26 protein-coding genes are annotated in these 25,779 nt (G+C 62.8%); 11 read left to right on the top strand and 15 right to left on the bottom strand.

The features are described from left to right. Window positions 1–83: 83 nt before the first annotated feature. The 3 genes from D8Y22_RS09580 to aglG all read right to left on the bottom strand — a co-directional run bounded on the left by D8Y22_RS09580 (window position 84) and on the right by aglG (window position 1,642). Window positions 84–320: a DUF5615 family PIN-like protein gene (locus D8Y22_RS09580; RefSeq protein ID WP_246084388.1), complete on the bottom strand. Its 237-nt coding sequence runs from the start codon at window positions 318–320 to the stop codon at window positions 84–86. Between the two features lies 1 nt (window position 321). Then, entirely contained in the window at window positions 322–615 is a 294-nt protein-coding gene (locus tag D8Y22_RS09575; protein WP_141464475.1) for a DUF433 domain-containing protein, read from the bottom strand. Between the two features lie 67 nt (window positions 616–682). Continuing rightward, window positions 683–1,642, bottom strand: a complete 960-nt coding sequence (gene aglG / locus D8Y22_RS09570; protein WP_141464474.1) for a glucosyl-dolichyl phosphate glucuronosyltransferase — start codon at window positions 1,640–1,642, stop codon at window positions 683–685. A 195-nt stretch (window positions 1,643–1,837) separates the two neighbouring features. Here aglG and D8Y22_RS09565 point away from each other — a divergent pair, with 195 nt between their 5' ends. Then, window positions 1,838–4,762: an oligosaccharyl transferase, archaeosortase A system-associated gene (locus D8Y22_RS09565; protein ID WP_141464473.1), complete on the top strand. Its 2,925-nt coding sequence runs from the start codon at window positions 1,838–1,840 to the stop codon at window positions 4,760–4,762. A 136-nt stretch (window positions 4,763–4,898) separates the two neighbouring features. Further along, window positions 4,899–5,057, top strand: coding sequence for a hypothetical protein (locus D8Y22_RS22340; protein ID WP_174811814.1), 159 nt, complete (start codon window positions 4,899–4,901; stop codon window positions 5,055–5,057). Window positions 5,058–5,231: 174 nt separating this feature from the next. Here the strand turns inward: D8Y22_RS22340 and D8Y22_RS09560 are convergent, their stop codons facing one another. Continuing rightward, window positions 5,232–5,693, bottom strand: coding sequence for a TRAM domain-containing protein (locus D8Y22_RS09560; protein ID WP_141464472.1), 462 nt, complete (start codon window positions 5,691–5,693; stop codon window positions 5,232–5,234). A gap of 175 nt (window positions 5,694–5,868) precedes the next feature. Between D8Y22_RS09560 and D8Y22_RS09555 the strand changes: the two genes are divergently transcribed. The 3 genes from D8Y22_RS09555 (at window position 5,869) to D8Y22_RS09545 (ending at window position 8,613) form a co-directional block, all read left to right on the top strand. Further along, window positions 5,869–6,660: an electron transfer flavoprotein subunit beta/FixA family protein gene (locus tag D8Y22_RS09555; protein WP_141464471.1), complete on the top strand. Its 792-nt coding sequence runs from the start codon at window positions 5,869–5,871 to the stop codon at window positions 6,658–6,660. Further along, complete coding sequence (locus D8Y22_RS09550) at window positions 6,657–7,610, top strand: electron transfer flavoprotein subunit alpha/FixB family protein (protein WP_141464470.1); 954 nt, start codon at window positions 6,657–6,659, stop codon at window positions 7,608–7,610. Before D8Y22_RS09555 ends, D8Y22_RS09550 begins: the two co-directional genes overlap by 4 nt. Before the next feature lie 160 nt (window positions 7,611–7,770). Beyond that, window positions 7,771–8,613 carry a polyprenyl synthetase family protein gene (locus D8Y22_RS09545; protein WP_141464469.1) on the top strand — a complete coding sequence of 281 codons (843 nt, stop codon included), beginning with the start codon at window positions 7,771–7,773 and terminating at the stop codon, window positions 8,611–8,613. A gap of 31 nt (window positions 8,614–8,644) precedes the next feature. Here the strand turns inward: D8Y22_RS09545 and D8Y22_RS09540 are convergent, their stop codons facing one another. The 3 genes from D8Y22_RS09540 to D8Y22_RS09530 form a co-directional block, all read right to left on the bottom strand. Then, window positions 8,645–9,748 (bottom strand): DUF373 family protein, encoded by a 1,104-nt coding sequence (locus D8Y22_RS09540; RefSeq protein WP_141464468.1) that lies wholly within the window; start codon window positions 9,746–9,748, stop codon window positions 8,645–8,647. Window positions 9,749–9,941: 193 nt separating this feature from the next. Then, entirely contained in the window at window positions 9,942–11,813 is a 1,872-nt protein-coding gene (locus tag D8Y22_RS09535) for a hybrid sensor histidine kinase/response regulator (RefSeq protein ID WP_141464467.1), read from the bottom strand. 112 nt (window positions 11,814–11,925) lie between these two features. After that, window positions 11,926–13,815 (bottom strand): PAS domain S-box protein, encoded by a 1,890-nt coding sequence (locus D8Y22_RS09530; RefSeq protein WP_141464466.1) that lies wholly within the window; start codon window positions 13,813–13,815, stop codon window positions 11,926–11,928. Between the two features lie 303 nt (window positions 13,816–14,118). Here D8Y22_RS09530 and D8Y22_RS09525 point away from each other — a divergent pair, with 303 nt between their 5' ends. Then, entirely contained in the window at window positions 14,119–15,114 is a 996-nt protein-coding gene (locus D8Y22_RS09525; protein ID WP_141464465.1) for a radical SAM protein, read from the top strand. 19 nt (window positions 15,115–15,133) lie between these two features. Here the strand turns inward: D8Y22_RS09525 and D8Y22_RS09520 are convergent, their stop codons facing one another. Next, the gene (locus D8Y22_RS09520; protein WP_174811813.1) at window positions 15,134–16,036 is read right to left on the bottom strand and encodes a methyltransferase domain-containing protein; all 903 of its coding nucleotides are present in this window, start codon (window positions 16,034–16,036) and stop codon (window positions 15,134–15,136) included. Between the two features lie 35 nt (window positions 16,037–16,071). Further along, window positions 16,072–16,449: a 6-pyruvoyl trahydropterin synthase family protein gene (locus D8Y22_RS09515; protein ID WP_141464464.1), complete on the bottom strand. Its 378-nt coding sequence runs from the start codon at window positions 16,447–16,449 to the stop codon at window positions 16,072–16,074. A gap of 118 nt (window positions 16,450–16,567) precedes the next feature. Here D8Y22_RS09515 and D8Y22_RS09510 point away from each other — a divergent pair, with 118 nt between their 5' ends. After that, window positions 16,568–17,302 carry an MBL fold metallo-hydrolase gene (locus tag D8Y22_RS09510; protein WP_141464463.1) on the top strand — a complete coding sequence of 245 codons (735 nt, stop codon included), beginning with the start codon at window positions 16,568–16,570 and terminating at the stop codon, window positions 17,300–17,302. Window positions 17,303–17,347: 45 nt separating this feature from the next. Next, window positions 17,348–19,135 (top strand): arginine--tRNA ligase, encoded by a 1,788-nt coding sequence (gene argS / locus D8Y22_RS09505; RefSeq protein ID WP_141464462.1) that lies wholly within the window; start codon window positions 17,348–17,350, stop codon window positions 19,133–19,135. 134 nt (window positions 19,136–19,269) lie between these two features. On the opposite strand, the gene D8Y22_RS09500 is transcribed toward argS, so the two are convergent. After that, window positions 19,270–19,794, bottom strand: coding sequence for a hypothetical protein (locus D8Y22_RS09500; protein WP_141464461.1), 525 nt, complete (start codon window positions 19,792–19,794; stop codon window positions 19,270–19,272). Window positions 19,795–20,104: 310 nt separating this feature from the next. After that, window positions 20,105–20,932 carry a MinD/ParA family ATP-binding protein gene (locus D8Y22_RS09495; protein ID WP_141464460.1) on the bottom strand — a complete coding sequence of 276 codons (828 nt, stop codon included), beginning with the start codon at window positions 20,930–20,932 and terminating at the stop codon, window positions 20,105–20,107. 133 nt (window positions 20,933–21,065) lie between these two features. Between D8Y22_RS09495 and prf1 the strand changes: the two genes are divergently transcribed. After that, the gene (gene prf1 / locus D8Y22_RS09490; protein WP_141464459.1) at window positions 21,066–22,325 is read left to right on the top strand and encodes a peptide chain release factor aRF-1; all 1,260 of its coding nucleotides are present in this window, start codon (window positions 21,066–21,068) and stop codon (window positions 22,323–22,325) included. Between the two features lie 50 nt (window positions 22,326–22,375). Here prf1 and D8Y22_RS09485 read toward each other — a convergent pair whose 3' ends face one another. Continuing rightward, window positions 22,376–22,621, bottom strand: a complete 246-nt coding sequence (locus tag D8Y22_RS09485) for a PRC-barrel domain containing protein (protein ID WP_141464458.1) — start codon at window positions 22,619–22,621, stop codon at window positions 22,376–22,378. 228 nt (window positions 22,622–22,849) lie between these two features. Here D8Y22_RS09485 and D8Y22_RS09480 point away from each other — a divergent pair, with 228 nt between their 5' ends. Next, complete coding sequence (locus D8Y22_RS09480) at window positions 22,850–23,584, top strand: hypothetical protein (RefSeq protein ID WP_141464457.1); 735 nt, start codon at window positions 22,850–22,852, stop codon at window positions 23,582–23,584. A 50-nt stretch (window positions 23,585–23,634) separates the two neighbouring features. Here the strand turns inward: D8Y22_RS09480 and D8Y22_RS09475 are convergent, their stop codons facing one another. Both D8Y22_RS09475 and D8Y22_RS09470 read right to left on the bottom strand, forming a co-directional pair. Then, entirely contained in the window at window positions 23,635–23,961 is a 327-nt protein-coding gene (locus D8Y22_RS09475; RefSeq protein ID WP_141464456.1) for a HalOD1 output domain-containing protein, read from the bottom strand. 333 nt (window positions 23,962–24,294) lie between these two features. Next, a complete protein-coding gene (locus tag D8Y22_RS09470; RefSeq protein ID WP_141464455.1) occupies window positions 24,295–24,456 on the bottom strand; it encodes a preprotein translocase subunit Sec61beta in 162 nt (53 codons plus the stop codon). Window positions 24,457–24,585: 129 nt separating this feature from the next. Between D8Y22_RS09470 and trxA the strand changes: the two genes are divergently transcribed. Next, a complete protein-coding gene (trxA, locus tag D8Y22_RS09465; protein WP_281282391.1) occupies window positions 24,586–24,888 on the top strand; it encodes a thioredoxin in 303 nt (100 codons plus the stop codon). A 98-nt stretch (window positions 24,889–24,986) separates the two neighbouring features. Here trxA and npdG read toward each other — a convergent pair whose 3' ends face one another. Beyond that, window positions 24,987–25,655 carry an NADPH-dependent F420 reductase gene (npdG, locus tag D8Y22_RS09460; RefSeq protein ID WP_141464453.1) on the bottom strand — a complete coding sequence of 223 codons (669 nt, stop codon included), beginning with the start codon at window positions 25,653–25,655 and terminating at the stop codon, window positions 24,987–24,989. Window positions 25,656–25,779 lie beyond the last annotated feature (124 nt).

Here is a 25,779-nt window from a genome sequence, read left to right as displayed (position 1 = left end):
CCTCGCCCACGGTGTTGACGCAAATCGAAGGTTTGCGAAAGCCGAAAACCGCAGGTTTTCGGAAGGGTGGGGCACTCGCGCTACTATCTATTGTAGAGAACGGCTCGATAGTCATCGTCGTCGAACTCGAGAACGAAATCGTCGTCGTACGTGAGAATCAATCGATCTGTGGAACGAGAGTAGTCGGCGATTTGCGTATCATCGACCCCTTTGCCAAGTTCGGGAACGAAATCGACGTGTTCGACGTCGTGACCGTAGTTTTCGAGCCGGAAGCCTATCTCCTGCTCGACGTTTTCGTCGAGTAGCAACTGGTAGGCCATCTCACACGTCGTTCGGCGGTGTCATCGAGGACCGTTCACTTGCGACCGCGTTCGCGCGCTCGTATCGCTGTTCGGCCGCACGCATTTCTTCGGGATTGGAATGATAGTACGCGAGGGCCTCGTACACGTCAGCGATGTCGAGATTGAAACGATCGGCAATCGTTTCTGGACGGAGACCTCGTTCGTCGACGTGGGCGTGAATTTCTCTGACGGTAAGCCGACTCTCGGGGAGATGCGGCTCGTCGTGAATATCGGAGTCGGTCCCAGCGACGATTCGATACTGCGTAGTCGCCATCACTCGAATATAGGTGACTAATCGACTTTAAGGGTTTGGTCGTGTACAAACCGCCAACGATCGAGTCCTATGCGTCGACCGAACCGTCGTGATCGGTCGTCAACGTAGACCGATCCACGTCGGCCAACCCGTACAGATACCCGAATCCGACCGCGGCAGTAAAGACGAAGATCGTCACCAGCTGCTTTGCCTTCGCCGACGAGGGATCACGAATCAGCTTCCCGACCCGGTCCGGCACGAACTCGAGCATGAGCTGTTTGAGATAGTCGTTTTTGTCGCCCGACGCTTCGGGCAACAGCAAATCCATGATCCGTTTGGAGTAGCCCTGCCAGAACGAGCGAAACACCAGCCAGCGAAAGTCCCCGCGGTAGTCGAACAGTTTGTGGTTGACGACGGCGTCGGTGTTGTAGATCACGCCCTTGCCGTACGTGTTGGCCATCCGAATACAGACGGGGGCTTCGTGGGCCTGGATGTGGCGGTCGCCGTGGCGACCCGTGTTCTCGTCGTAGCCGCCGACGTTCAGGAAGACGTCGCGCCGATAGGAGATGTTCGAGCCGTAGGTGTTGCGCAGTTCCTCCATGTGCTCGCCCATGCCGCGTTCGTCACAGCCGACGAGCCAGTAGAACTCCGCGGGGAAGAAGTCGGGTTTGGCGGTCACCCAGTCGGGTTTGGCGTGGCCACCGACCGCGATAGCGTCGGTCTCGTCGTAGACGCGAGCCAGTTCTTCGATCCAGTCGGGTTCGGCGACGGCGTCGTCGTCGATAAACGCGACGACCGCCCCCGTCGCGAGTTCCGCCCCACGCGTTCGACTGTAGGAGATGCCCTCGTTTCGTTCGTTACAGTGGAGAACGACATCGTCCGTCTCTCCGTAGTCGTCACAGACGCGATCGAAGACGTCTTCGTTGCCGTCGACGACGATCACGACCTCGAGCGGGTCGTACGTCTGTGCGAGGACGCTGTCGACGCACTCCGAGAAGACGTCGTATCGATCCATCGCGTACGTACAGATGACGACGGAGACCTTCATTGTGGATCGATTTCCGCGGTCGTCGAATAAGCCTTTTCGTTCGGCCGATACACGGCGGTGGTTCCCCAGTGGGCGATCGCGTTCGATCCCCCCGACACTGCCAGTATCGAGATAATTTCCCCGAATAGATGTCGACGGAAAAACACCGACGGGAGATAACAAGGCTTATTCGTTACTTGGGTCTGGTGCAACCTAATGAGTACGGATACCGAACGTATCGAGGAGGGGACGGAAACGTCCGTCCTCGAGATGTGGGAAGACTGGTATCACATCCCGGTGGTCGGGGTCGTGATGCTGTTTATGTTCTGGGTACGGACCCAGGCCTACGATAATTTCGTCACCGAAGACGGATCGCCCGCCCTGGCAGGCGTCGACTCGTGGTATCACTGGCGGACGGTCGAGTGGACCGCGGAGAACTATCCGTGGACGATGCCCTACGAAGTCTGGACGAGTTTTCCCACGGGTCGGTACGTCGGTCAGTTCGGCACCTTGTTCGACCAGCTTATCGTAACCGCAGCGATGATCGTCGGTCTCGGCGATCCGTCGACCGAAACGCTGTATACGGTGGCGTTGCTCGCCGTTCCGGCGATGGCCGCACTCGTCGCGATTCCGGTGTTTTTCATCGGCCGCCGACTCGGCGGGACGATCGGCGGTATCGTCTCTGTGCTGTTGTTGGCGCTCGTTCCAGGACAGTTCCTGCATCGAACGAACGTCGGTAGTCTCCAGCACCACGTCGGCGAGGTGCTGTTCATGGCGATCGCGGTGCTGGCGATGATGGTCGCACTTCGGGCTGCAGAACGCGAGCAGCCGATCTACGAGTTGGTCGTCGACAAGGACTGGGACACCCTTCGTCGGCCAGCTATCTACAGCGCGCTCGCAGGCGTCGCCCTGTCGCTGTACATCTGGGTGTGGCCTCCCGGCGTCGTCCTGATCGGCATCCTCGCCGTCTTCTTTACGGTACAGCTCTGTTTCGACTACGTTCGAAACGTCTCGCCCGATCACGTCGCGTTCGTCGGTGCGGTTAGCCTCGGACTGACGGCGCTGATCACCGCACTGTTGATCGAAGAGCCGGGAACGAGTACGACGAGTTTCGGGTATCTGCAGCCAGCCAGCGCCGCACTCGTCGCCGCCGGCTGTCTGTTTATGGCCTGGTTCGCCCGTCAGTGGAACGCACACGAGATCGACCGACAATACTATCCAGCGGCAATCGCCGGGCTCCTGGGAGCGACGTTTGCGGTCATGTGGCTGGTCCTCCCGGATCTCTTTAGCACGATTGTGAGCAACCTGACTCGGCGCGTGATCCCCTTCGGGGCGACCGCGACCGACCTCACGATTCAGGAAGCCCAGCCGCCGGGTGACTTCACCGAGTTCGTCGTCAACGAGTTCGGCATGGCGTTTTACACGATGCTCGCAGGCCTCGTGTTGCTCGTCGCCAGACCGTTTCTCGGTCGCGAGTATCGAACCGAGTACACCCTGATCGTCGTCTGGTCGCTGTTTTTGATTAGCATGGCCGCGACGCAGGTTCGATTCTCCTACTATCTGGTGCTCGCGGTCGTGACCGTCAACGCGGTTTTCGTCGCGGATCTCGTCAGCCTCTTCGATCTCGATCTTCGGGAGAATATCGATTCCCTCCGCGAGATCGAAGGCTATCAGGTTCTCGTGCTGCTCATGGTCGTCTTGTTGCTGTTTGCACCACTGCTGCCACCAGTCGCTGCCGATGGAACGGCCTCCTGGGAGCAAGCCGACGGTGCCCAACCGAGCGGCGACTCGGTCGTCTGGGAAGGTTCGAACGAGTGGCTCGCGGAAAACACACCCGAACCCGGTAACTGGGGCGGTGCCGGCTACGAGGACGAACTCGAGTACCACGGCACCTACGAGTATCCCGACGGCGGGGACTACGATTACCCGCCGGGATCCTACGGCGTGATCTCGTGGTGGGACTACGGCCACCTAATAACGACCCAGGCCGAACGGATCCCCCACTCGAACCCGTTCCAGTCAAACGCCAGATCCTCCTCGGCGTTTTTCACCGCCGAATCCGAGGATCGCTCCGAGCTGATCCTCGATGCGGTCGCGGCCGGCGCCTCGCCGGACGACCACACGAACGAGGAACTCGAGCAGATGATTGCCGAGGGCGACGAGCTCGACGAGGAGATCCGGTACGTGATGATCGACTACCAGATGGCCGGTGACAAGTTCCCCGCGATGGCCACCTGGACCGACCCAGGGCCCAACTACTACATGACGGCGGAGGACTACCAGCCCGGCCAGCCGATCGAGGAAGACGAAGTCGGTGAGATCTTCGGCGACATTCCGTACCACGAGACGACGCTGTCGAACCTCTACTTCGACGACGCCGACGGGATGGAGAACTACCGACTCGTCCACGAGAACGCCGAGGCTGGCTCGGTCGTGTACGCCAGCTACGCACAGATCGACGACGGCGAGGTCGTTCACTTCGACGAGATGGGCCAACCGGTCTCGCCCGCAGAGGGTGAGCCAGCGGTCGCGGTCAACGAACAGATCCCGTTCGAGACCTACCAGCAACTCGAGGAGAATGACGACATCGTGGTCTTCGACGCCAGAACCGCAGCGGCGGTCAAGACCTATGAACGCGTCGAGGGGGCGACCCTCGAGGGCAGTATCGACGGCGATGTCGACGACATCGAGGACGCGACGGTGACGGCCGCCGTCCAACTCGATGCCGGCGAGCGCGAGCCGTTCATCTACACGCAGGACGCCGAGCTCGAGGACGACGGGAGCTTCGAGATGACCGTCCCGTACGCGACCGACGACGAACTCGGCGTCGAGGACGGCTACACGGATAGCAGCGTCGACGCGATCGAGGAGTACGTCGTTTCGGCTGTCGTGCCGTCCGACGACGGAATGGCGACCTACGAAGGCGAAACGGCAGTGCCCGAGACTGCCGTCGTCGAGGGCGAGACCGTCGATGTAACCCTCGAAGAAGCCGAGGCACCGGAGGAAATCGAGGCCGAGGCGGACGACGACGCCGATATCGTCGACGATAGCGACGACCTCGAATCGGAACTCGAGGACGACGATATCGAGGACGAACCCGGCGACACTGCAGACGAGACGGGCGCTGAAGCCGAAGGGTAACCGGCTCGGGCTCGAGGTCCGGGCCACTCGGTCTGGCCCATCGACTCGATCGGCTTCACAACGAGCGTTCGGGTCGTTTCTATCGACAGTATACTGCCAGGAAGACACTTTTTACCGCGGCGTGACTCGCGTTCGTATGGCGTCCCGTCCACCGATCGAATGTCCGCTCTGTCGTAGCGACCTGTCGTCGGACCAACGGCTCGAGGATCATCTGGTCGTCGACCACTCGAAACGCAAGCTAGCGAAGTTCGTCGTTTCGGAAACGGAAGCGTTGACCAAAGGCGACGTTGCCTAAACTGCGGCCGGCAGCGGTCAGACGGGTTTTGTAACGATCTCCCGACGTACCCGTCGGGGTGGGCGGTTGTACCGACAATAACGCACAGTAAACCGTATCAAACGTCGCACGGCCCCGCCCTAATCAGTCGGTCGCTGGGTGTCGTCACTCGAGACTGTCCAAATCGGCAGTGTGTTACGAGCCCCAGAAATTCTCTCGGCTGCCGAGTCGTTCGCGGTCTGTCGGGGAGTCGGTCGTGTGATCGTCGGCTTCGGCGACGTCCGTTCCTGTCTCGTCATCGTCACTGTCGTCTTCGTCCGGGTCCATCGGGAGTCGTTCGAGCACGTCGGCGCGTGCGTGATTGCTGTGGACACGGCTGATCTCGACGCGCGCTCGAGCCTCGGGGAGGACGCCATCGACCATGACGATAAAGCCGTCGTCTGTACGGCCGACGCCCGCGCCGCTTTCGTGCATATCGACGACATCGATGACGACTTCTTCGCCGGATTTGACCGGCTGCGTTTTGAGGTCCTCGATCGGCTGGCTGTAGTGTTTGCACCACTCTTTACCGCCCCGGTCGCCGTAGTGTTGGCACCCCATTCCCGAGATCCGTTCGGAAAAACTCGGACAGTCATCGGCGAGTGGACAGTCTGCCATGGCCAGTACTACCGGTGGCGTCGTTAAACCGTTTCCGTCTCGACGTGGGTCTGTCCGGCGGTGCGAGTATCCGTTCACGGCACAGTCGGTCCATGACAGTGACTCTCAATCAACGGAATGAATCCCACGGGGCGTTTCGAAAAGGTTTACGGGAGGGAGGTAGCAGTGACAAACGATGAAGATCCTCGTTACGGTCAAAGAAGTCGCGACCGTCGAAGACGAGTTCGAAATCGAGGGGACTGCCATCGCAGACCAGTACCTCGGTGAGGACTTAAACGAGTGGGACGACTACGCCATCGAAGAAGCCGTTCAACTGCAAGAGAACGGCGTCGCCGATGAAGTCGTCACGGTCACGATTGGACCGGAAGACTGTGAACAGACCATCCGACAGGCCTTAGCAAAGGGTGCCGACCGCGCTATCCGCGTCTGGGACGACGCCCTCGAGGGCGTCGACCTCCTCGATGTCGGCGCGAAACGATCCATCCTCCAGGAAGTCATCGCGGCGGAAGACCCCGACCTCGTCCTGACCGGCGTCCAGTCCGGTGACGACAGCTGGGGCGCGACCGGCGTCTCGCTGGCCGAAGAACTCGACTACGAGTGGGCAGCGGTCGTCAACCACTTAGAGCACGACCTCGACGACGGCATCGCCGCCGTCCGACGTGAACTCGAGGGCGGCGTCGAGGAGCTGACGGATGTCGAACTGCCGGCCGTACTGTCGATTCAGACGGGTATCAACGAACCTCGTTATGCGAGCCTGCGTGGCATTCGGCAAGCCCAGCGTAAGCCACTCGATGTCCAGACGCTCGGTGACCTCGGCGTCGACGAGAGTGCCGTCGAGGGTGCGGTCACCCTGACGGACATGTACGAACCCGAAAGCGAGAGCGACGTTACCGTCTGGGAGGGGAGCGCCGACGAAACCGCCAGCGAGTTGGGTGAACTGCTGCGGGACAAGGGGGTGGCACCATGAGTGACGTGCTCGCGATCACCGACCACCGCCGTGGCGAACTGCGCGATGTCAGCTACGAGATCATCACTGCCGGCCGCGAACTCGCGGATGAGACCGGCGGCGACCTCCACCTTGCGGTCATCAGCGGCACCGTCGACGACTTCGCCGAGAAGCTCGACCGAGAGGGCGTCGACGCCATCCACACCGTGTCCGACGGTGAGGAGTTCAACCACGGCGTCTACACGCAGGCGACCACCCAGCTCTACGACGAGCTCGCACCACAGTACGTCTTGATTCCAAACAGCGTCAACGGCCTCGACTACGCGCCAGCCGTTGCCAACGGACTCGATCTCCCGATCGTCACCGATGTCGTCGGCGTCGAAACCGACGGCGAGACGCTGACGGCCACCCGAGAAATGTACGGTGGGAAGGTCGAAACCACGAACGACCTCGAGGGGCCGGCTGTCGTCACGATCCGAAGCGCCGAGTGGCCCCAGGCCGAAGGTACGGGCGACGCGTCGATCGAATCCTTCGATGCGGACATCGACGAAGACGACCTCGGGTCGACGGTCAACGGCTTCGAGGAAGTGGCCGGCGGCGATGTCGACATCAGCGAAGCCGACGTGCTCGTCTCCGTCGGTCGTGGCATCGAGGAGGAAGACAACATCCCGATCATCGAGGAATTGGCCGACGCGCTCGACGCGACGGTCTCCTCGTCGCGACCGATCGTCGACAACGGCTGGCTGCCCAAGAATCGGCAGGTCGGCCAGTCCGGGAAAGTCGTCACGCCCGATGTCTACATCGCGATCGGCATTTCGGGTGCGGTTCAGCACGTCGCCGGCATGAAGGGCTCGGATACGATCGTCGCGATCAACACCGACCCCAACGCGCCGATCATGGACATCGCGGACTACGCGATCCACGACGATCTCTTCGATGTCGTGCCGGCCCTGACCGAAGAGTTCCAGTAACTGCACCGCGAGCGGTTCGGTCGCCGACATTTTTCGTGGCGAGCTCGAGTCGACGACACGGGGCTGCCGGTATCGAGCAGCTGTCGGTGAGACGGCACGAGCGAGGGCGGAGAGATGTCGAACCGTCACCTACTTTTTTACCCTCTTCTAACAGCCGGCAATGGAACTTCTGAAGCGCCGTCGGGCGCTAATCGAGGAGCGTCTCGTCGAGGTCCTTGACGGGGTCGAACCCGAGACGCTCAATGGAGAAGTTCGCCACGTTGCGCTCTCGGGGGGGAAACGCGTCAGACCGATGGTCACGATACTGGCCTGTGAGACGGTCGGTGGGACGGCCGAGGACGCAGTCGATTTCGGCGTCGGAATCGAACTCGTTCACGCGGCGTCGCTGGTCGTCGACGACATCATCGATCGGTCGGAACTGCGACGCGGGACGACGAGCGCGTGGGCCGAGTTCGGCTACGGCCCGGCGATCATCACCAGCGATGGATTGCTCGGCGAGGCCTTCGCCCTGTTCTCGAGCGATCCCGACGCGACGCGGGTCGTCGCCGAAGCGATGGTCGAACTCGGGATCGGCGAGGCGACGGAGCTCACCGCCGAGCCCGACAACGAGGACGAGTACATGACGTTGGCCAGACGAAAGACCGGCGCGCTCTTTCGGGCCGCGGCCGAACTCGGGGCGATCGCGGCCGATTCGGACCCCGTCACCGTCGAGGCGCTCGGCGAGTACGCCGAACGCGTCGGGATCGCCTTCCAGATGCGCGACGATGTCCTCGATGCGGTTGCCGACGCCGACGGGCTGGGAAAGCCGACCGGCCACGACGCTGCGATGGAACGACCCTCCGTCGTCCAGGTGACGGATCTCTCGCCGGCCGACGCCAATAATCGTGCTCGAGCCGAAGCCGAGGGCGCGATCGATGCGCTCGAGCGCGTCGATGTCGCCGATCCGGCCGCCAGAGAGTACTTACTGGAGTTAGCCGAGTTCGTCGTCGAACGGGAACGGTAACCCGCTGGTTGGGCGGCCGAGCACTCCAGTATCAGGCGCGATCCGGCGTCCGCGTCTCCTCGCCGTCGGCATATCGCGACTCGAGGACGGCGAACGCGAGCGTACTCACGATGCCGAGTAACGTGCCAGCGGTCAACGCCGCCGCGAGATAGCTGACGCCGGCTTCGTCGAGGAAGAAGCCACTGACTGCGTGCAAGACAATGGCGATCGAGAGCACGTAGAACGGCGCGTTGAGATAGCGCCACTCGAGGGTGCCGGCGATGTACTCGTCGGTGATCTGGCCGAGGCTCGTGGTGACGCCGGCGGCAGCAAGCCACTGGATGGAGCCGTAGACGAGTGCGGCGAGAATGACCGGCGCACCGACATCGCCGTGGGTGGCCTCGACGCCCTCTAAGGTATTCAATCCGCTGACACCGCCGAGGACGAACAGCGCGGCGGCGACCACGTAGGCAAGCAGCGTCGTCCGCCCGGCATAGAGCGACCGTCGGGCGTACTCGACGGCGACATCGAGTCGCTCGCCAAGTCCGAGGCCACGTGAGATGAGATACAGGCCTAACAACGCGGACGTGGTCCCGAGAACGAAGCCGGGCATCTCGAGCGCGCTGCCGATCAGCGCGAGGGGGTAGATCAGTAACAGGATGCCAAGCGGGATCAACACCGTACCGCGGGTTTCGGGGTCGTCGAGCACCTGCTTGATGGTGTAGTACATCGACTCGAGGTCCTGGGCTTGGCGGACGACGACGCGGCGGACGCCGTCGATCGGCACCCGCGAACGGATAACGGGGATGACGGACTCGTCCTGTGCGCCGTCGGTGATGATCAGGGTGGTGACGTCCTCGGCCGTCGAGAGGCTCGCGAGGACGGTATCGACTTCGCGCCCGACCGCCCGGTTTGCCTCGACGTCGCCCCCGTCGGTGCCGGTGACGACGGCGACCTCGACGCTTTCATCGCGGTCGTCGAGGTCGTCGTAAATGTGGAGTCCCTGGAAGATGACGTTGACGTCTGAGTCTTCGGGATCTGCGGTCGCGAGCGCAACGGCTGCCTCCTTGACCGGCTCACGGCCGATAACCGGCGTCGAAAAGCCGGTCTTGCGGCCGAGGTCGTCGTCGAGATCGACACACAGGACCAGCAGCATCGGTTAGGTGGTTGGGCACCGCGGTATTTCCCTCTTCTGGGACCGCGAGGGAGTCATACGGTTTACTGTAAGTCATTTCCGGCGCAACCGCCGCACGGGTCGCGGGTGCGCCGGTCGACTCGCGTCGCTCCTCGACCGAGGCTCGTCGCACACCGTTCGACTCACCGCCGGTAAATCGTTACAGCAATCCGTATCAGTTCTCCGAGACGGTGCCGGGATCATGGGCGCCCACCTGATCGGCACCGATAGTGATGTCACGAAACTCGAAGCGTGCACCACCATCGGCGCTGTCGGTCGCCGTGATCGTCCAGTCATGGGCCTCGGCAATCTCGCGGACGATGGCCAACCCCAGACCGGTGCCGGACTCGCTCGTCGTATAGCCGAACTCGAACAGCGTCTCGGTCGGCTCTCCCGGCGGGAGTCCAGGGCCGTCGTCGGCGACGTATACGGCCGTCTCCATCGCATCGTCGTCTGTGAGGGTTCCGACAGTGATCGTCGGGTCCCCATCGCCGTGCTCGACACAGTTCCGAAAGAGATTCTCGAGAAGTTCCTGTGCACGGCCGGTGTCGACCAGTATCGTCGCCTTGCCGTCGAGTTCGAGCGTGGCGCCACCGGTGTCGACGGAATCCCAGGCGTCTCGAGCGAGTTGCGACAGGGGAACGGCGGTCGGTTCGCCGACGGTCCGTCCGTGGTGGGCCAGCGAGAGGAGATGGTCGATTAGCTCGTTCATCCGCCCGAGGGAGTCACGGACGTTCTCGATGTGGTCGTCCGTCCTGTGACAGGCACTCGCGTGGCTCTCGAGACTCCCCTGGGCGACGTTGAGTGGGTTTCGCAGGTCGTGAGACACGAGGCTGGCGAACTGCTCGAGGCGGTCGTTCTGGCGCTCGAGTTCCCGCTGATGGCGGCGCCGCTGGGTCATATCCCGGACGGCGTGGATGGTGCCGGCGAACTCGCCGTCCTCGAGCGGGAGGAGTTTGGTGTGGACGTCGTGAATCTCGACGTCGCCGTCGGCCGACCGAAACCGGACGGAGTACATCGCTCGCTGGCTGTCGTGTCTCGAGGAGAGCATTTGTCTGACCTTCTCCTCGTACTTGCGGGCCACACGTTCGTCGTAGTAGCCACGGTCGATGAGGGTCCGAAATGTGGTCCCCCGTAGTTCTGCTGGCGACTCTTCGAACGGAACGGCGAACTCGTCGTTCAGCCAGGAGATCGTGCCGGTTTCGTCCAGCGTAAAGAGTGCGATCGGCGCGAGTTCGACGATTCGTTCGTACGTCTGGAGTTCTCGTTCGCGTTCCTTCCGGTCGGAGATGTCTCGAACGACGCCCACCGACCCGTCGAACGCACCGTCGTCGGTGAGTGCGGTGAGGTGAACCTCGCCCACGCGACGTTCGCCGTTGTCCTGCGTGATCGTAACCTCGAGGCGATCCCGTTTGTGACCGGTTCCGACCAATCGTTCGAGCGATTTGGCACCGCGTTCGTACGCGTCGCTATCGACGAACTGCTCGAGTCGGTTCCCGATCATCCGTTCGCGGTCGCAGCCGACAAAGTCGGCGAGCGCTTCGTTGACGACCAGACAGACGCCGGAATCGTCGAGGACGTACATCGGGTCCACGGCCGTTTCGACGAGCGTGCGATACTGCTCGAGTTCGCGTTCGCTCCGGCGACGTGCCTGGTCGGCGCGGCGTTTTGCGATGGCGTTTTCGATCCGGTTGGCGAGGACGGCGTACTGGTCGGTGCTTGGCTCCTTTCGAACGTAGTCGGTGACGCCGGCAGAGATTGCTTCGCTGGCGATCTCTTCGGATCCCTTGCCGGTAAAGAGGATAAACGGCAACTCGGGATCGCGCTCGCGGACGACCTCGAGAAACTCGAGGCCACTCAGACCGGGCATGTCGTAATCGCTGACGACGCAGTCGATCGGTTGCTGGTCGATGCGTTCGATACCGTCACGGCCCGAGGGGGCGGTCGTAACCTCGATGGCGTCTGCGGTCCGCTCGAGGAACGTCGCCGTGAGGTCGCGGACATCCGGGTCGTCGTCGACGCAGAGTACGTCCATCCCGGAGTGCATCGGGTTGGATAGAGGGTACCCAACTTACATAATAGTTTGTGTTTTTCACCGTAGCCGGCCGGTTCGCTCCGGGCGGTCGCTCCGCGTGGACCACACGTTTCGAACCCGTCGCTCAATTCGGGTGCTCCGAGAGGCTCGTCACCTCACGAACTTCGAACCGCGCGCCACCGCTTGCACCCTGACACGCCGTAATCGACCAGCCGTGAGCGGAGGCGATGTCCGAGACGATTCCGAGTCCGAAGCCGGTTCCGTCCTCGGCGGTCGTGTGGCCGAACTCGAAGATATCCTCGGTGTCCGGGAGCCCGCCGCCGTCGTCCTCGACGAAGAACCCGTCCGCTTCGCCGTCGATGCGGCCGACGGTGACGGTGACATCCAACCCACCGTGTTCGATCGCGTTCCGGAAGAGGTTCTCGAACAGTTCGCGGATACGGCTCTCGTGTGCTATGATCGAGCCGTCGATAGCCGCGACCAGCGTCGCGTCGGCGGTATCGACGCCCGCCCAGGACTCGGCAAGGACCTCGTCGAGGACGACCCGTTCACGTTCGTCGACCGTGCGACCGTACCGTGCGAGGGTCAGGAGGTCGTCGATTAACTCCTCCATGCGTTCGAGTGCCCACTGGATCTCCTCGAGTTCGTCGTCGTCGTGCTCTGCTTCGAGGATGTCGAGATAGCCGCTCGCGACATTCAACGGGTTGCGAATGTCGTGGGAGACGATACTGGCGAACTGCTCGAGGCGGTCGTTCTGGCGCTCGAGTTCCGCGTGATACTCAACGCGTTCGGTCACGTTTCGGAAGGCGTGGACGGTGCCGGCGAACTCGCCGTCCTCGAGCGGGAGCAGACCCATGTTGAACTCAGTGACACCGCGGTCCCCGTTCGCGTCGACCCACTCCGTTTCGTAGGTGACGCGCTCGTCGTCGTTCTCGTCGGAGAGCAAATGCCGAACGCGGTCGAGGTAGTTGTCGAGGACCATCTCCGGGACGAACCCGTCGTCGACGATCTCTGTGAAGTGGGTGCCCACGATCTCTCGATCGATGCCGAGATCCTCCGTAAACACCTCGTTGTGCCAACGGAGGTAGCCGTCGGCGTCGACCGCGAGCAACCCGATCGGGGCTGTCTCGACGATCGCTTCGTACTGGCCGAGTTCCCGGGTTCGCGCCTTGCGCTCCGTAATGTCTCGCATGACGCCGATCGATCCGGCGTACGCGCCGGTCTCGTCCGTAACGACCGTCACGTTGACCTCCACACGTCGGGTCTCACCGGTTGCCGTCTCGATCGTCATTTCGAAGGCGTCCCGGCCGCCGTCCTCCGCGTACAGATTCGCGACCGTCGCCGAGGCGGTTTCGTACTCCTGTTCATCGAGGAACTCGCGAGCGTGACGGCCCACGAAGACGGATCGGTCGTGACCAGTATACGCCGACCACGCGCGATTGGCGGCGATACAGACACCCTCGTCGTCGAGGACGTACACCGGATCGGCGATCCCGTCGATCACCGGGCGGTAGCGATCGATGTCGGTGAACAGTTCCACCAACTGGAACGAGTCGGTTTCGGTAGTGGCGATACCGTCGTCGGAAGCGCCGACGGGAGTGGTGGACTCGCCGGCCACGGAATCGACCGCCGTCCCGGCGCTGTCGACCGCGACATCGACCCGCGAGGCGAGCGTTGGTGTGGCAGTGTCTGGGCTGGTAGTCGTGTGCAGATCGGTCACGCCAGCGGCGATCGCTGCAGTTGTCTGTTCGGGCGATCCGTCCGTCACCAGGATCACCGGCAGCGACGGATCGCGGTCGCGGATGGTTCGGAGGAGGTCGAGTCCATCCATCTCGACCGCCTCGTCGAACGCGGCGTCACAGACGACACAATCGATGTCGTCGCTCGCGAGACGATCGATCGCGGCCGCCGGATCGGCGAGCGACGTGACGGTGGGTTCCCGGCGACAGTCGTCGAGCCCCCTCTCGGTAGCCAGATCGTCACCGACGTAGAGAACGCGCGTCGAACCGGCCATCAGTAGGGAACTGGTTCCGGTTCGATAACAATAAGCATAGAGGCCGAGAGAACGCTGCGATTGATACGGTTTACTGTACGTCGTTTCCGGTGCAATCGCGTCCCGTCCTGCGGTTGCACCGGTACACCGTTACAGAAACCGTATGACTCCTGTAGGTCTTCCCGTGCGACCGCGACAGCCGACAGTCGCGCCGGGACAGCGGTACACCCTGAGCGATCGAATTGGAGCGACACGAGTTGCCGGGTTGGTCACACCAACGCGTTTCGCACGGCTTTTGTGAGTCGGCCCGCTATACTCGGTCGAATGATCTCGAAGGGCTGTGAGCAGTGTGCAAAAGGCGGCAAGATGGTGCTTTTCGTCTACGGCTACTGCGACCAGCGCGACTGCTTTTACTGCCCGCTCGGCGAGAACCGCAAGAACGTCACCGACGTCTACGCCAACGAACGACTCGTCGAGGACGACGACGACGTCATCACGGAAGCAAAGCGCATGGACGCGCTTGGGACCTCGATCACCGGCGGCGAGCCCCAGGAAGCGCTCGGGCGGACCTGTCACTATCTCGAGCTACTGACCGAGGAGTTCGGCGAGGATCACCACACGCACCTCTACACCGGTATTCCGGGCGGTCGCGAGAATATGCGTCGGCTCTCGGAAGCCGGCCTCGACGAAATTCGGTTCCATCCGCCACTCGAGCAGTGGGGTGACCTCCACGGCACCGAGTGGGAGGAGATCCTCTATATCGCCCGCGAAGAGGGATTGACGCCCGCCTTCGAGATTCCCGGCATTCGACCGGAACCGGAGTTTCTCGAGTTCTTGGACGAAGGCGCTGCCGACTTTTGTAACGTCAACGAGTTCGAGATGAGCGACGGCAACTACCGCCGGATGCAAGAGGCAGGGTTCGAACTCAAGGAAGACCACATGAGCGCCGTCGATGGCTCCCGAGACGAAATTCTCGAGGTCATGGGCGACCACGAGAAGGTCTACTTCTGTACGTCCGTCTTCAAGGACGCCGCCCAGCACCGCCGCCGACTCAAACGGATGGCTCGCACCATCCGCCGGAAGTTCGACGAAGTTACCGACGACGGCACGCTCGTCTACGGCAAGACCGAGGTCGACCCCAATCGGTTCGTCGAACTCGGCGTTCCCGAGGAGTTCTACACCGTCAAATCCAACCACGTCGAAGTCGCCTGGTGGCTCTTAGAGGAGATGATCGAGGAAGGCGACCTCGCAAGCGGTGAGATCGTCGAGCAGTATCCGAGCTACGACGGCCAGGTCGTCGAGCGGACGCCGCTGGCGTAAGTACCGCAAGCGCCGGCGACTACAGTCGGGCCAGCACGTCCAAGTGGTGGACGATCATCCCGAACTCCGTACGCTCGAGCTGTCGCCGGCGATGCTCGAGCCACCGGTTCCGGACGGATGACTCGAGGACCGACTCGGGAACGTCGGCGAGGGCGTCGTCGATAGTCTCGAGGAGGTGCTCGAGAACGACGCCCTCGTTGTGTCGGTACTCGCCGTCTCGCGGAAGGATAACCCAGTCTGCGCCCCCGACCGCGAGGTGCTCGTAGCCGAGCTCGGGGGCCGTCTCGATGAGTTGCTGGCCTGCCCGACTCCCGCCGGGTTGCTCGCGAACGTCGTCCATGTGTCGGTGATAGTGGCGTTCGATCCGATCGTCGAGGGGGTGTCTGGGAACGAAGGTCGTGGTCCCAGCGAAGGTACACGGCGCGTACAGCAGGCCGCCCGGCCGAAGGCAATCTCGCAGGGCGACGAGCATCGTCTCGAGGTCGACGATATCGAAGACGGCGGCCCCAACGACGGCGTCGGCTGCGTCGGTGATCGTCGTCGCGTCGGCGACCTCGAGCGTGATCTCGAATTGGGGGTGGGCGTGACGGCCGGCCGTGCGATCCCAGGCGTAGAGACGTTCGCCGCGCCGTTCGACGTCGTAGCCGGCCCGCTCGAGCCAGTCGGGAAGCAGCCGTCGGCCGGCGTCGATGCAGGTGGCGTCGAGGTCGACGGCGCGATAGGAGAGGGGCCGGTCGAGTCGCCCCCATGTCGCGAGTCGGGCAACCATCGTGGCGATGCCAGCGCCGACTTCGAGGATTCGAATCGGGTCGCCGTCAGCGTCGGCCTCGAGCGTCGATACGAACCGGTCCCAGACGTGTCGGTCAAGCGCTCGGTCGTCGACGGTCCGTTTCGCGGCCAGATACTCGATTTTCGTGGGCACGGTTGGCGTTTCACCGACGGTGGGTCGAGAGGGGGTTAGAGCGATCGCTCGTGACTGACGGTCGCGACGTCGTCCTCGCAAAGTCGAATCCCGAGTTCGGTCGCCAGCTCCGGCGTAAGCGTCGCGACCAGTCGGTCGCCAAGCAGCGTCGCGACGCGTTCGGCGCTCGGATTCAGCTCCTCGAGGGCAGGTAGCTCGTTGAGCGTTCGGTCGCGAATCGAGTCGACGACTGACTCGAGGGCGTCGGTCACGGCGTCGATATCGACGAGGTAGCCGTCGGGACCGAGTTCGGGGCCGCGAAACGTCGCGGTAGCCGTGTACCGATGTGAGTGGAGTTGCCCCTCGGGACCAGCATCGGGCACCGTCAGGTAGTGCTGGGCGACGAACGCGTCGGAGACCGAAACCGTGTACATCACTGGATGTCCGTTCGACTACACGAGTGCACTTATTCGTACTGCCGGACAGCAGGCAGCGAGATATCGCTCCGGAGCCAGCACAACCCTTTTCTCCCGGCCGGAAGCACCCTCTCGTATGCGCGTTACATTTCTCGGGACCGGGAGTGCGTTGCCGACCGGCGAACGCTTCCAGACGGGGATCGTCGTTCAGGAGGACGACCGCAGCCTCTTGATCGACTGCGGATCGGGCGTGCTCCATCGGCTCCAGCAATCCGGCATCGGCTACGAATCCATCTCGACGGTGTTGCTTACTCACCATCACCTCGACCACGTTGCCGACCTCCTGCCGTTGTTCAAGGCCCGATGGCTCGCCGGCGAAGAACACCTCGAGGTGGTCGGCCCGCAGGGAACCAAATCGCTCGTCGACGATCTGCTGTCGGTCCACGATTACATGGAAGGACGTCTCGACCTGCAAGTTCGGGAGGTCGTCGCCGGCGACTTTTCGGTCGCCGGTTTCGATGTCTCGGCCTACGAGACCCGTCACTCCCTGCCGTGTTTGGCCTATCGCTTCGACGATCGGTTTACCTTCAGCGGCGACAGCGAGGCCTTCGCCGGCCTGGCGAACTTCGCCGACGAGTCCGCGATTTTAGCCCACGACTGTTCGTTCCCCGACGACGTCGACGTCTCGAACCATCCGACGCCAGAAACGCTTGGGACCGCCCTCGAGGGCCACGACATCGGCCGGGTCTACCTCACGCATCTCTACCCGCACACGGACGATCGCCACGAGGAGATGCTCGCGTCGATCGAGAGTCACTACGACGGCGACGTTCGCTTTGCGGAGGATCTGACGACCGTCTCGATCGAGTAACTCGAACCCGACACCCCTTTAGTCGATCCCTGAATACGGGCGGGTATGTTCCTGTCTCTCCGCACCGAGGTCGAAGCCGCCCTCGACGGGGCGCTCTCGACACTCGAGTTCCCGACCGACGATCTCGGGATCGAAGAACCGCCCGAAGACGTCGAAAGCGTCCTGGCCTCGAGCGTGGCCTTTCGACTCGCCAGCGAGGCCGGCACACCCCCGCCCCAGGTCGCCGGCCAGATCGGCGACGAGATAGACACCGACGACCTGCGCTACGTTGGCGCTGTCGAGACGCAGGGCCCCTACCTCAACTTCCTGCCGAGTGACGCCTACCTCGCCGAGACGCTCGCGGCAGCGACTGACGACGCGTACGGCCATCTCACGGATCGCGAGGAGAGCGTGGTCGTCGAGCACACGAGCGCGAACCCGACGGGGCCGGTCCACGTCGGTCGCGCGCGCAATCCGATCATCGGCGATGCCGTGGCGAACCTCCTCGAATTCGCCGGCTACGACGTGGATCGCCACTACTACGTCAACGACGCCGGCCGCCAGATGGCCGTCTTCACCTGGGCCTACGAGAGATTCGACGAGGCCGACCTCGAGGACGAGCCCGAACGTGATCGCATCGAGTACGACCTCGTGCGCTACTACCGGAAGGGCAACGCCTACCTCGAGGACGCCTCCGAGGACGAACTCGAACAGGCAGAAGCCGAGATCGAGTCGATCATGCAGGGCCTCGAGGCGGGCGAGGAGGCGGCCTACGACCGGGTCAGCGAGGTCGTCGATCAGGTCCTGTCGGGCATGAAGGGCTGTCTCGCACGCCTGCCCGCGGCGTTCGACGAGTTCGTTAAAGAGACCCGCTTCATGCGCAACGGCGACACCGACGACCTCGTCTCGCGACTCAAGGAACTCGACGCGGCCGTCTACGAGGAAGACGCCTGGCAACTCGAACTCGACGACCACGGCATCGACAAGAACCTCGTCTTCCTGCGCTCGGACGGCACCTCGCTGTACGCGACGCGGGATCTGGCCCACCACGAGTGGAAGTTCGACAACTACGATCGTGCGGTAACCGTCCTCGGCGAGGACCACAAACTGCAGGCCAGACAACTGCGGACGACTCTCGAGTTGCTCGACAACGATACCAGCGGGCTCGAGCAGGTGCTGTATTCCTACGTCAATCTGCCGGAGGGCAAGATGAGCACGCGACGTGGCACCGGCGTCGATCTGGACGACCTGCTCGACGAGTCGATCGATCGCGCGCGCGAGGAAGTCGAGGACCGCCTCGAGGATCGCATCCGCGACGACGAGCTGGACGAGGACGATGTCGAGCGCATCGCCCACCAGGTCGGGATCGGGGCGGTGCGCTACGACATCGTCTCGAAACAGCCGACGAAGGCGATCACCTTCGAGTGGGATCGTGCACTCGACTTCGAGGCCCAGTCCGCGCCGTACGTCCAGTACGTCCACGCTCGCACCTGCGGGATTCTGGAAGAAGCGGGACTCGATCCCGAGACCGATCTCGCGGCCCAGGAGATCGAACTCGAGGGCTTCGAAGCCGACCTGCTCGCGACCGAGGCCGAACGGGACCTCCTCGAGACGATCGCCCGGTTCCCGGCCGTCGTCGAGGAGGCTGCAGACGACTTAGAACCCCACCGGATCGCCACCTACACGCGCGAGTTCGCCGAGCAGTTCAACGGCTTCTACCGGGAGTGTCCGGTGCTTTCCGACGAGATCGATCCCGAACTCCGCGAGGCGCGTCTCGCACTGGTAGCCGCCTCGAAACACACGATCGCGAACGCGCTCTCGATCCTCGGTGTCGCTGCGCCGCGGTCGATGTAAGGCCGCGCGGGGAAACGGGTGGGGACGGACCGACAGCCAAGCGTCGCCTGATACGGTTTCCTGTACGTCATTGCCGATCCAATCGCGATACGTCTACGATTGCACCGGGACATCGTTAGAGCAGTCCGGGCGACTTACTCCTTCGCGTCGACGACCTTGCCGCCGAGTTCTTCTTTCGTGATCTCGCCGTCGAGGAACTCCAGCAGCCACTCGATATTGACGGCGATCGCGGCGACGCGACTGCCATCGTATTCGAGGATCAGCTCGACGACTTCGATCTCGGTTTTGAACCGGTCGCGATCGTCGATCGCGTGTGCGATACCCTCTGCGTACCCTTCGAGTTCCTTGTGGAGTATTTCGCTATCGGTCGTGTCCGTTGCCACGACGATCTGTAGCGTTTCGGGACTGTTATCGATGCGTTCGATGCTGAAGTGATCGCTGTCGGGCTCGAGGCTGTCGTTGTCGACACCGGGTACGTCGTCGTGCTCATCGTCGCCGTCGTCGCCGTCGTCATCGTCCTCGTACCCGTCGTCGGACCCGCCGTCGTCGAAGCCGTCGTCGTCGGAGGGTGTTTCTTCGTCGGTTTCGGTACTGGAACAGCCCGCAAGCACGGTCGCGAGCGCCGCTCCACTGCCAAGGAGGATTTTTCGTCGCTCCATGCTCGAGCGCTCCAGAGACGGATGGATTAGTAATTAGCTCGTACTCTCAGGATGTCGTGAGTTACTCGGATGAGCGAGTATTTTCTGGAGAAATATGGAGAATCAGGGCTGTACGGCACGAATACGCGATCAAAAGCGCACTCGAGTGGCGATGGGAGTCCAACTGCCAGCGCCGTCGGGTTCGCGGAGAGGCTCGGATCGATGGTAGCCCGTCCCTTCGATCGAGTCCCGGCATTCGAACCGTAACAGCGCCGATCCAGGTACCGCCTACCGACGGCTAGTCGGTCGAGACCGTCCTGGCCAGTCCCGTTCAGGGATCGGATTCCGCTTCCGTGATTGCACTCGAGGCGTCGTCGCGTTCACCCTCGTCGATGTCGCGTGTGGTTTCGTCGGTGGTCGGTGTCGAGTCGGCGTCGTTCGACGGCGGTTCGATTCCGGCGAGTTCGGCGGCAATACGTCGGTAGGCGACCGCAGCCGGACTTTCCGGATCGTAGACGACCAGCGGCGTGCCAGCGTAGACGCTCTCGCGGGCGGTGCCGTCTTCCGGAACGGCACCCAGTAACGAGAGCTCGAGCTGGTCGGCGATTTCGTCGTAGGTCACGTCGCTGTCGGGGTGGACGCGGGTGACGACGAGTCCGGCAACCTCGCCGTTGGCGTGGTCGGTCAGCTGGATCGTCTTGCGCGCGTCCTGTACGGAGGCGGGCTCGGGCGTCGAGATGACGATGACGGCATCGGCGAGTCCGAGCGGCAACACGGTCTCGTGGCTGATGCCCGCACCGACATCGAGAAAGACGTAGTCGTATTTCGTCCGAAGCGTGTCGACGGCCTCGCGAAGTCCCTCCGGTGACGTTTCGGCGTAGTCGTCCAACCCCGTGCCGCTCGGGACGGCGACGATATTGTCCGCCAGTCGGTAGGTCGCGTCGTCGATCGATGCGTCTGTGGCCAGCACGTCGTGTAGCGTCGTCGCGTCGGGGGTCAGACTGACGAACCCCGCGAGGTTCGCCATGCCGAGGTCGGTGTCGACGATCGCGACGCGCTCGCCAGCCTGGGCTAACGCCGTCCCGAGGTTGACCGTCGTCGTCGTCTTGCCGACGCCGCCTTTCCCGCTCGCGATAGCATAGACCGTCTCATGGGACATACTCGGATACTGTCCGGACGATGGGACGGCACCACCGTGAATCTTACCCCCCATCGTCCCCGCGGCGGTCCGCTGTGGCGCTCGTTCGGGAGTGTCAAAGGATACTTACCCGCGCCAGTGCTTTGTTCTGACAATGAGCCAGGAGGCCGAGCAGGAACAATCCGACCGGAAGAAGTACGAATTCCGGAAGGTTATCGAGGATCTCAAAGACTTCGAGGGGTCCGGCACCCAACTCGTGACGATCTACGTTCCCGATGATCGACAGATCAGCGATGTCGTTACCCACGTCACCCAGGAACACAGCGAGGCGGCCAACATCAAGTCCAAACAGACCCGGACGGCCGTCCAGGACGCCCTGACGAGCATCAAGGATCGACTCCGCTACTACGACACCTACCCGCCCGACAACGGCATCGTTCTCTTCTCCGGTGCTGTCAACTCCGGCGGCGGTCAGACCGAGATGGTGACGCGAGTCTTAGAGAGCCCGCCCCAACCCGTCGAATCCTTCCGCTATCACTGTGACTCCGACTTTCTCACCGAACCGTTAGAGGAGATGCTCGCGGACAAGGGCCTCTACGGGCTGGTCGTCCTGGACCGACGTGAAGCCAACGTCGGCTGGCTGAAGGGCAAACGCATCGAACCGGTCAAGTCCGCCTCCTCGCTCGTCCCCGGCAAACAGCGCAAAGGTGGCCAGTCCGCCCAGCGATTCGCCCGCCTGCGATTGGAGGCGATCGACAACTTCTATCAGGAGGTTGCGGGCATGGCAAACGACCTGTTCGTCCCCAGACGCCACGAACTGGACGGCATCCTCGTCGGCGGCCCCTCGCCGACGAAAGACGAGTTCTTAGACGGCGACTACCTCCACCACGAGATCCAGGACAACGTCATCGGGAAATTCGATGTCGCCTACACCGACGAATCCGGCCTCAAGGACCTCGTTGACAACGCCGAAGATGCCTTGGCCGACGCCGAGGTGATGAAAGACAAAAAGCAGATGGAGGAGTTCTTCGAGGAACTCAACGCGGGCGACCTCGCCACCTACGGCTTCGAGCAGACCCGACGGAACCTGATGATGGGCGCGGTCGATCGGCTGCTCATCAGCGAGGACCTCCGAAAGGACGTCGTCACTTACGACTGCGAGGAGTGTGGCAACACCGATCGGGAGGTCATCGACCGACGTAAGTCGACGCCGTCACACTCCTGTAGCGACTGCGGTACCAACGTCGAAGCGACCGAGGACGACCGCGAGGACGCCATCGACCACCTGATCGAAATCGCGGAACAGCGCGGCACCGAAACCAAATTCATCTCGACCGATTTCGAGAAGGGCGAACAACTTTACAACGCGTTCGGCGGTTTCGCCGGACTCTTGCGCTACTCGACCGGCGTCTAATCGCGGTCACTCGAGCCGTTGGCGACGACCAGAACGACAGTCGAGGTCGCTTACAGCGTTCCCCGAAGATAGATGGCCTCGTCGGTAATTCGCTCGATGCTTCCCTCGTCGAGTGGATGGGCCGTCTCCGTCGGGTCGCCCCACCCGAGTTTGGCCTTGATCGTGTCCGTGAGGCTCGGATTCGGCTCGACGTATCCCCGACCGTCCTCGACGGCAACGATGCGGCCGACGTCGTTGCCGTCGGTGTTGAGCACACGTTTTCCCTCGTCTGCCGCCGTGAGTTGCTCTCGTGTCATGTGTCCAGCGTCCGGCTGTTTTCCTCGAAGGACGGCTGTCGCATAAATTGCCAAAATCGTTGTCGTGGGATACGGACTGTTACACACGAGCACGATCGTAGGCGGCGGTTACTCGGCTGGAAACGATTACCAACACGGAACCGCTACCAGACTCCGAGACGGTAACTGGATTCGGTGCTGCGGACAACAGAAGGGTTATGGCGCTAGTCGCGTATTACCAGTCGATCAATGGCCGACTTCCCCGCTTCGTTCGACGATCCGCGAATCACCGACCAGTTCTGTCGGCACATTCCCGGATCGGCCGGCGATCTCGTCCTTCTCGGCGTTGTCCACGATCATCCCGCCAGCGTCGCCCGCGTCGAGTGCGTCCTCGAGTCGATCCAGCCGTCGGTCCTCGCCGTCGAGTTACCGCCCGCAGCGTTGCCGCTCTATCGCGCCTACGCTCGAGGCGGTGACGACTCGCCACAGTTCGGCGGCGAGATGAGCGCGGCGATTCGCGCCGCAGGCAACGCCGACGTCGTCGGAATCGACGCCCCGAACTGGTCGTTCCTGCGACGGCTCGTCACCCGGCTGGTTGCCGATCGCGTCTCGCCGACGACTGCGCGCCGCGTTGTCTCCAGTGTCGGCGGTGCGACGCGGGACGCACTCACTTGCCGGGTCGCCGCGACGCTCACTCACGCGACGTCGATGACGATCGACCGCGACGACGCTATCGAGTACGACTGTACGGCCGCCGATCCGCCCGCCGACCAAGCGGCCCACGAGCGGTCACACGTCTCGAGCGTCCAGGCGCTCCTCCAGAGCGTCGACACCGACGGCACGGCACTGGCGTACCGCGACGAAACGCGTGAGCACTGTATGATCGACCGTCTCGAGACGCTACCCGAGCGCGGCGATGTCGTCGCCGTCGTCGGGGTCGATCACCTGGACGCGATAGAAAACGGACTTGTCGACCGGCTGTGACGACTGCCGGGTGGCTGGGAGGGTTTCTCTAGTTGCAGCTGTTACTATCCCTATCGCAGGGGCCGCTCGCGCGGTGTCGGCGGTTCGACGAGTATCTCGCCGTCACCGGTGACCGTGACGTGGTGGTCGTCGACGACGAACGAGAGTCGACCCCCGCTTCGCGGCGTGCCGTCGTGTCGATGGCGAAAGAGCGCATCGAGTGCGTCCGGATCGACGGCGTCGTACAGCGAGAGACGCCCCTCGGTCGGGTCGACGCCCAGACAGTCTGCCAGTGCGTGGACGACGGTCGTACTGAGCGTCGCCGGGCCGTCGGGATCGTGAATCGCGCGATACACTCGTGAACGAGTTCGGTCTGCTGCTGGGTGGTGGCCGTGCATACCAGTTCGTCTACGACAGCCACTTTCCGTGTGAGTATTAAAAACGTAATCGTTGCTTACTGGTACGTATGGTCGGGTTACGAACCAATTGGGGAAATATTTGAATTTCCACTTTTCGAGAACGTCTTTCGCGACCGAGACGGTCCGTGGGATCGACGCCCCGGTTACCGGCGGGACGAGTCGCCGTCGGACCGGCACCGACCGACGGTGGGCCCACGGCGCGTCGCGAGCGAACGCCCGTTGTCGCTAACTCGAGCAACGAGCGGTTGGGCGACTCTCCTCTCGGTCCCAGTGCAGTCGCTCACCGCCGACGAACGCAAAAGGGTCGTTCGATTACGAGACGAACGTCAACAACTGGACGAGGATGCCCAGCATGACGCCGGTCGCGATGACCGTCTTGGGGTTGATGAGAATCGCGTTGGAGTCCTCTGCGTCGAAGTACCGGACGAGTCCGGCACTGGACATCAGTCCGCCAGTATTCTGTCCTCTGTCCATACTCTCTACTACGGCTCCCCGAAACTAAATCTTTCGACACACCAGTGTCGGTGTTGACACCGCCGCCACTCGCGCGCTCGAGGTCTCTCGGTCGCAGCGGTTCGACGCTCGGTCGACTGGGAAACCCTTATGCGCGGCGCGTGGCAACTAGCGATGAACCGTATGACTGTCACACTCAAGGACTTCTACGCAGACTGGTGTGGCCCGTGTAAGACCCAGGACCCGATCCTCGAGGAACTCGAGGACGACTGGGAGGGCCGTTTCGAAGTCGAGAAGGTAAACGTCGACGAGCAACAAGATGTCGCTAACGAGTATCAGGTTCGGTCGCTGCCAACGCTGATCATCGAGAACGAAGACGAAATCGTCGAGCGGTTCGTCGGCGTCACCCAACGCGAGGACTTGGAGGACGCCCTCGAGTCCGCGGGCGCCTAAGAGACGACGAGACGGTCGTTTTCTCCACGCCCCGACTGACGAGCGGCGGCTCTAGTACCGCTCCAGGCGTCGACTACGAAGTCGGGCTTGGAACGCCACTATACCCACTTGACGCCGACATCGTGAAGGTCGTCGTTGTACGTTGCGATATTGATGACCAGCGGCGTGACGCTTTCGACCTCCGCGGCGTTTGCCAGCGGGCCGGCATCGAGTGCGCGCAGCCCATCGATTTCGTTCGAGAGATCCAGCACGGTCCGTTTTGCGTCCGCGTCGTCGGCGACGACGAGCGTATCGAGATCGAAACTGACGTCGAGATCCGCGAGTTTGCCTGCCGCGAGGTTGTGGTAGGCGCCGACGATCGGTACTTCCTCGGGGGCTCGCTGAGCGACGAGTTCGGTGACGCTACCCGCACCCGGCGGATGATAGTGCATCCCGTCTTCGTCGCCTTGCATCCCGACCGCAGGGGTGACGAGGATCGTCTCACTATCGAGCGCGTCCGCAACCGCTTCGACCGTGTCGCCCGCGTAGTACGGCGGCACCGAGAGCACGACGACGTCGGCCCGGTCGGCCGCCATCTCGTTGCCAAAGCCGTTGATGTCGGCCTCGACGCCGCGACTCTCGAGGTCGTCTTCGTACGCCGCGACGGCGTCTCTGGCCTTTTCCGGATCGCGCGAGCCGATGAGAATTTCGTGGTCGGTATCGCGTGCGAACCGAACCGCTAGTCCTTCGCCGATGTCGCCAGTACCGCCCAGTAGTGCAAGTCGCATACCCGCCTCTGCGGACGGCAGCCGAATAAATGGGTTGGAGAGCGGTCGATCTCGCCGGCATTCCCGACGCGGTCGGCGACGACTCCCACCGGTGGCCACCTCGGAACCGATCGTCGATCGACCG

Origin of the sequence: Salinadaptatus halalkaliphilus, assembly GCF_006543045.1 — an archaeon.
GTDB classification, from domain to species: Archaea; Halobacteriota; Halobacteria; order Halobacteriales; family Natrialbaceae; genus Salinadaptatus; species Salinadaptatus halalkaliphilus.
The sequence above is the reverse complement of the archived record's forward strand: the minus strand, read 5'-3'. Positions and strand labels throughout refer to the sequence as shown.